Genomic DNA, 6,358 nt, shown 5'->3' with positions numbered 1-6,358 from the left:
TCTGAGGCGCTCCGGTTGTTGGATTGCGCGTCATAAAAGTCAATCCAAGTAGTTTTCCATCTGGATTCCGGGCCGAACGCGGCAAAGGTTGGACGGCTGTACTGACACCCGTCGTTTGGTTATGGTATGTGACCGCCGCCGGATGATTCATATTGACTGCCTGACCCAAATCGAGATTGCTAATCTTCGGCATTAGATTTCCTTAAACCACTTTATTAGTCAAAAAATTATTCGTCAGCGATGAGCTTTTGCATAGCGCTTGATCGACCGGCTGTTTTAACCAACAGAAGCGTTATGCGGGCGCGCAGTCGCGAAGTAATGTCGCATTGGGTGAAGCAATCAAGGCGCGCAGGAAAAACAGAGGCCGCAAGCTGGCATGGATACGGCCGTGTCCCCGGAAAGAGTGCGATCAGAGTGCTGGCCGGGCGCGCTTGTGCCGATCGCTTTCAAATACGGTTAAGCCGTAACGCCTCATTCGAACAAGCTGACCATTTTGTCAGTTTCGCGTCCGCGTACTGTTCCTATCGCCTTTCTAGACTGTGCTCATGTGTCGAAAACAGCGACGCTACCCTCAGTCCGCCAGAAAGGATGATTCATGAAGATTTATCGCCTCGCCATTGCAACCGCTTTCGCAGTCAGTGCCTCTGTCGCAATGGCAGCAACCAATCAGCCGGACTCCGACACCGGTTTCACGTTCAATCACGATGCCGCGGCTTCGCTGCCCGTGTCGGCGGCAGTCGCTCATGAAGGCGCCAATACCCGCCAGGAAGTTGTCGCGGAACTGGAGCGGACCCGTCGCGATGGCGAATTGCAACGTTCCGACAGCACCATCTTCTTCGGTCACTAACACTGGCCAGGACACAGACTGTGCTGGGTCGCCACCGCTACGTGGCGACCAATGAACAGGCTTTTGTGTGGTATTTTCGACCTCGATGGCTCTCGTTTCAACGCTATTATTCCGGGCCTGAAAGGTTGATCGCGGCTCTTCCTTACTGCTTCCACCGCGGTTATGAAAATACTGATTGTCGAAGATGAACCCAAAGCTATCGAGTATCTGAAAGCGGGCCTCACCGAGCAAGGTTGGACTGTCGACATCGCGCCTGACGGCCAGGAAGGCGCGTTCATGGTTCGCGAGTTCACCTACGATGTGATCGTGCTGGACGTGATGCTGCCGAAGATAGACGGCTTCGAACTGCTACGCATGATCCGATCGCGCTCGCAGACGCCCGTGATCATGCTAACGGCGCGTGATCACGTCAATGATCGCGTTCGTGGGCTACGGGAAGGCGCGGACGATTACCTGACCAAACCATTCTCGTTTATCGAACTGGTCGAGCGCCTGATCGCGTTGACCCGCCGATGCCGCGTGCAGGAATCGACTTTGGTGCAAGTGGGCGACCTTTCCGTCGATCTTATCGGCCGTCGCGCATCGCGAGGCAGCGTGCGTCTGGATCTGACGGCAAAGGAATTCCAGCTCCTCAGCCTGTTAGCACGCAGGAAAGGCGAGATTCTCTCGAAAACGGTCATTGCCGAAATGGTGTGGGACATGAATTTCGATAGCAACACGAACGTCATCGAAGCCGTGATCAAGCGTCTGCGCAACAAACTCGACGGATCATCCGACGCGAAGCTTCTGCACACGGTACGCGGCATGGGGTATGTGCTGGAGGAGCGTGACGACCGGGCGAATACGTGAAGTACTCGATTTCACGCCACCTCGCTGTACGCTTTTCTGCGGCGGCGATTCTCGTGTTTACCTTCGTAGGAATCGGTCTCACCATTTTTCTGAGAGCACAACTCGACAGTGTGCTCAAAGATTCGCTCGAGGCCCACGCTAGCGTTGTGCGCCTATTGATCTCGCAGACGTCTACGGCCCTGGAGTGGCCTCTCGTCAAACAGAAGATCGACAACATCACGCCGTCTGATCCGAACATCGAGTTCTTCGTAGCCACGCCGGACCCCAGATTCAGCTATCAGACGATCTCGGAACATCCGATCCCCACCGAGATAGCCCGGTATGAACGGGTCAAAGCGGGCAAACGCTCGTATCTTGCCCGGAAGTACTTTCTTCCGGGCGTGGAAGGGCGCCCCGATCTCGTACTCGTCGGGTATATCGACTGTCATTCCGTCGACCGTACGACGTATTCTTTCGTTCTTGCGTTGACGATCATTTTTCTGATCGCCAGCGTCGTGATCTCGGCATTGGGATATACGGTCACCCATCTCGGCCTGACGCCGCTCAAGCGCCTCTCCGACGAAGCTGCCGCACTGCGGCCCAACCGTCGCGATCAACGACTGCGAGCAAGCAACTTGCCGGTCGAACTTCTTCTCCTCAAGTCGAGTTTTAATGGGGCGCTGGAGCGTATCGACAATGCCCAGGCGAAGCTCGAAGGATTCAACGCCGATGTCGCGCACGAATTGCGCACGCCGATCGCCAACATCATCGGTCAGTCGCAGGTTGCGCTAACCCGTGAACGAAGCCAGGGCGCACTTCTTGGCGTGATCCAGTCCGTTCTCGAAGAAGGCGAGCGTATGCGAGTCATCGTCAACGACATGCTCTTTCTCGCGCGCGCGGATCAGGGCGAACAGGCAACCGAACTAACGTGGATATCGATTGCAGAGGAAGTCGCGCGCACCATTGAATTTCTCGACGTGTCGTTCGAGGACGCCGGCGTTCAGACAACCGTACTGGGCGACGCGCACACGCTGGCCAACAAATCGCTTCTGCGGCGAGCACTCGTCAATTTGCTGGACAACGCGTGTCAGCACGCAACGCGCGGTACGCAGATCGAAGTTGCGATCAAGCCGGGTGCGTCGTCGATTGAAGTGTCGATTGCCAACCAGGGCTTGCCGATTTCAACAGCCGTGCTGGAAAAGCTATTTGACCGCTTCTATCGGGATGAGACTTCGCGTACGACTTCTCACGGACATCATGGCCTTGGGTTGTCTATCGTCAAAGCGATCGCGGAGATGCACCAGGGCACCGTGTTCGCCCGAAGTGCTCAAGGCTGGAATGAGTTCGGCTTCACGCTTCCACGCGTCTCTCAACCGCGCTAATAAAAACACCCGTTTACCGCCGACGAATTGCCTGCAACTCCTCGTCACATGTTATGACCGGATTGTCACTGCCGAAGTAGACAATCTCACTTAGTAAGGATGACTACCTTACAACCATACAGATTGTCAGCGTCCGTCAAGTTTACAAAGCCGTTGCATGACCGATAAGAATAGACACGGGCACCCTTTAGCCTATGGAAACTTCTGCCGTTAAACGACAAGGCCTCCATACGGTGCAATCTCGGATAACGGCATCAGGAGTTCGCGGGCACGTGAAGCGCCCGTTTCTGTCACATAGAAGTAGCAAACAATGAAACTCTCGACTTTAAAGGTAAGCGCTCGTCTTGCGCTAGGTTTCGGCTGTGTTCTCTCAGTACTTGTTGTTATCACGCTGTTAGGAATCAACCGGCTTAGCGCGATGGACGACGCGATCACAGCCGATGTCGATATCAACGGCAACGAAGTCGCTCTTATTTCGCAAGCCGTAGGAAATGCACAAGATGCGTCCACTGCAATGCGTAACCTGATCATCGTAACCGACGTACCCCGAATGACGGCTCAGCGAGAATTGTTCGAGCACAGCCTTTCAGCTTACGACGACACAGAAAACAAGATTTCTGCGCTCTTCAAGCAAGATCCTGGAACCGACGACAACGAGCGAGGTTTTCTGCGCCAGATTGTCGAGCTAAAAGAAGCTGCCGTGCCACTGGCGCAAAAGGCCGCGAAACTCGGCTTTGCTAACGATTCGTCAGCATCCGATGTCTTGATGAAAGAAACCGGACCGGCTTTGGATCGCTGGATTTCAAAACTCACACAGTTCCGCGAGTATGAAATCAAGGCAAGCGCAGATGGTGCTGCCGAATCGCACAAAGCCTATCGCACCAGCCGCAACCTGATGTCTGCCCTATTGCTATTCGCTTTTGTCGCGGCAACAGGTCTCGCTCTGGTTATTACCCGCGGCCTTGTCAAGCAACTGGGCGGTGAGCCCGACTATGCAGCACGAGTTGTCGACCGAATCGCCAGCGGCGACCTGAGCGTCGCGGTGGATTTAAGAGGCGATGATCGCACGAGTCTGCTCCATTCCATGCAAGTCATGCGCGGCAAGCTCGAAGCCACAGTCACTCAGATTCGGATCGGGACCGATTCAATCGCTACCGCTTCGGGGCAGATCGCAAGCGGCAACTCAGACCTCTCTACCCGTACAGAAGAACAGGCTGCGTCGCTTGAAGAGACTGCTGCCAGCATGACGCAACTCACCGAGACAGTTAAGCAGAACGCGGACAATGCAAGGGAGGCGAACACGCTCGCAACCAGTGCCACCGAAATCACCGATAAAGGCAACGACTCTATTCAAGCCATGGTCGCGACGATCAGGCAGATCAGCGGTAGTTCACACAAGATTTCTGAAATCACCGGGGTTATCGAAGGCATTGCTTTCCAGACCAATATTCTCGCTCTGAACGCAGCCGTTGAAGCGGCACGTGCAGGCGAACAGGGCCGCGGATTTGCCGTGGTGGCAAGCGAGGTTCGCAGTCTGGCCTCACGCTCCGCGGCGGCTGCCAAGGAAATCAAGGAGCTGATCAATTCTTCCGTGGCGACAATTCAGGCAGGCGGCAGCCAGGCAACGGAAGTCAGCGCCACCATGGGACAGGTCAGACAGACCATCAGGCAGGTTTCCAGTATTGTCGGCGAAATCGCCGACGCATCTGAAGAACAGAGCCGTGGCATTCAGCAGGTCCATCAGGCTGTCAGTCAGATGGATCTGGTCACCCAGCAGAATGCCGCACTGGTCGAGCAGGCTGCAGCCGCAGCCCAATCGCTTGAGGAGCACGCGACGAAGCTCAAGGAAGCCGTGTCCGTATTCAAGGTTTGACGGAGCTGTCACGGATCGGCGTAATCGCGCGCCTCTGCTTGCTCGTAGTCTGAAAGCGGTGAATTGAGCACACGAGGTGTCCACTGGAATCGGTGGACACCAGGCTTCGCGCCACTCGATATCTCGACTCAAGCATTAAACCGACCATTTTACGAGAACACTTTTCCAATTTCTCTCGCAAACGTTTAACGTCTGACAATTATAAATAATTAAAGTTTTCATCCTGCTTTCCCGTTAATGCTATTCAAATAGCCTATCTAACGCGACCATCGAAGCAGGATAAAAATGCTGTTATTCAATAACATGAAGGTGGTAACGAAGCTTCTGTCGGGATTCGTTCTAGTCCTCGCTTTTCTGGTTACCGTGGGGGTCTTTTCGTTGCTCGAACTGGGTATTGAGAACGACCATGTCGCGCAAATGCGTGACAACTGGCTACCTTCAGTTCGCAGCAGCCTTCAGGTGCACGTTGCGCTCGGCGACTTGCGGCGCGCCGAACTCCAGGCCGCTACAGCGCGTAACGACGAAGAGCTCAAGCAGGCTGAACAGTTGATCACCGCAACGCTGTCGAGGGTCGGACAATCTTCTGCAGAATATGAAAAACTCATTTCGGAGCCGGAGGAAAAGATTGCCTATGCCGACATCCAGTCGAAAATGCCAAAGTATCTGGATGTACAGCAGCAAATGCTGACGCTGGCGAAGGCGGGCAAACGCGACGACGCATTGAACCTACTGTCGACTCAATCACACGCATTGGGGGTCGCGATGACAAAAGACATCAATGCGATCGTGGACGTCAATGTGGGAGGGGCCACAAGAGAGGGAGTCGATGCCGCTAAGGCTTACTCACATGCTGTTGTGCTTATCATCGTATTGATAGGCGTCGCGGGCGTCATTGGATTGACTGTGGCGTTGCTGATTGCCCGTGCACTAGCGAAACAACTCGGCGGTGAACCAGGTGATGCTGTTGAACTTGCTGGAGAAATCGCCGCGGGCAATTTAGCGTTGGAACTGGCGTTGAAGCCGGACGATTCGACGAGCCTGATGTACTCACTCAGCAAAATGCAGCAGCAGTTGACAACGATTGTGGGCGGCATCAAGAAGTCGAGCGAATCTATTTCCGTTGCCGCCTCTGAAATCGCGCAAGGCAATGCCGACCTGTCGCAGCGCACAGAGGAACAGGCAGCCTCTCTGGAAGAGACGGCGGCCAGCATGGAAGAGTTGACGGCAACCGTGCGCCAGAATACCGAAAGTGCAACGCAAGCGAGTTCGCTGGCGAACAAGGCTTCCGGCGTGGCGCTTCGTGGCGGAAGCGCGGTCGATCAGGTCGTTCAGACCATGAATGGCATTTCGGAAAGCTCGGCCAGGATGGCCGAAATCATCGCGGTTATCGAAGGCATCTCTTTTCAGACGAATATTCTTGCGCTGAAC

General features: G+C 54.8%; 6 protein-coding genes. 5 read left to right on the top strand and 1 reads right to left on the bottom strand.

What is annotated here, in order from left to right; translation table 11 throughout:
- Positions 1-193, bottom strand: a 193-nt coding sequence (locus tag PQQ51_RS33935; RefSeq protein ID WP_408501557.1) for a hypothetical protein, incomplete at its 3' end; no start/stop codon positions are given.
- Positions 194-595: 402 nt separating this feature from the next.
- On the opposite strand from PQQ51_RS33935, the gene PQQ51_RS33930 reads away from it, so the two are divergent.
- The 5 genes from PQQ51_RS33930 to PQQ51_RS33910 all read left to right on the top strand — a co-directional run.
- On the top strand, positions 596-847 hold the full coding sequence (locus PQQ51_RS33930; protein WP_408501556.1) for a hypothetical protein: 252 nt from the start codon (positions 596-598) through the stop codon (positions 845-847).
- A gap of 162 nt (positions 848-1,009) precedes the next feature.
- On the top strand, positions 1,010-1,696 hold the full coding sequence (locus PQQ51_RS33925) for a heavy metal response regulator transcription factor (RefSeq protein WP_408501555.1): 687 nt from the start codon (positions 1,010-1,012) through the stop codon (positions 1,694-1,696).
- The gene (locus tag PQQ51_RS33920; RefSeq protein WP_408501554.1) at positions 1,693-3,057 is read left to right on the top strand and encodes a heavy metal sensor histidine kinase; all 1,365 of its coding nucleotides are present in this window, start codon (positions 1,693-1,695) and stop codon (positions 3,055-3,057) included. Before PQQ51_RS33925 ends, PQQ51_RS33920 begins: the two co-directional genes overlap by 4 nt.
- 310 nt (positions 3,058-3,367) lie before the next feature.
- Positions 3,368-4,930, top strand: coding sequence for a methyl-accepting chemotaxis protein (locus tag PQQ51_RS33915; protein ID WP_408501553.1), 1,563 nt, complete (start codon positions 3,368-3,370; stop codon positions 4,928-4,930).
- 285 nt (positions 4,931-5,215) lie between these two features.
- A partial coding sequence (locus PQQ51_RS33910) for an MCP four helix bundle domain-containing protein (RefSeq protein WP_408501552.1) occupies positions 5,216-6,358 on the top strand: 1,143 nt, incomplete at its 3' end.

Source organism: Paraburkholderia xenovorans (assembly GCF_046030735.1).
Lineage (GTDB): Bacteria > Pseudomonadota > Gammaproteobacteria > Burkholderiales > Burkholderiaceae > Paraburkholderia > Paraburkholderia xenovorans_A.
Note: the sequence above shows the minus strand (reverse complement) of the source record. Positions and strands in the feature narration are given on the sequence as shown.

What these genes read in the sequence shown, in the direction of transcription:
- PQQ51_RS33915 (WP_408501553.1), top strand. Translation starts at nt 3,368, where the DNA reads ATGAAACTCTCGACTTTAAAGGTAAGCGCTCGTCTTGCGCTAGGTTTC.
- PQQ51_RS33930 (WP_408501556.1), top strand. Translation starts at nt 596, where the DNA reads ATGAAGATTTATCGCCTCGCCATTGCAACCGCTTTCGCAGTCAGTGCC.
- PQQ51_RS33925 (WP_408501555.1), top strand. Translation starts at nt 1,010, where the DNA reads ATGAAAATACTGATTGTCGAAGATGAACCCAAAGCTATCGAGTATCTG.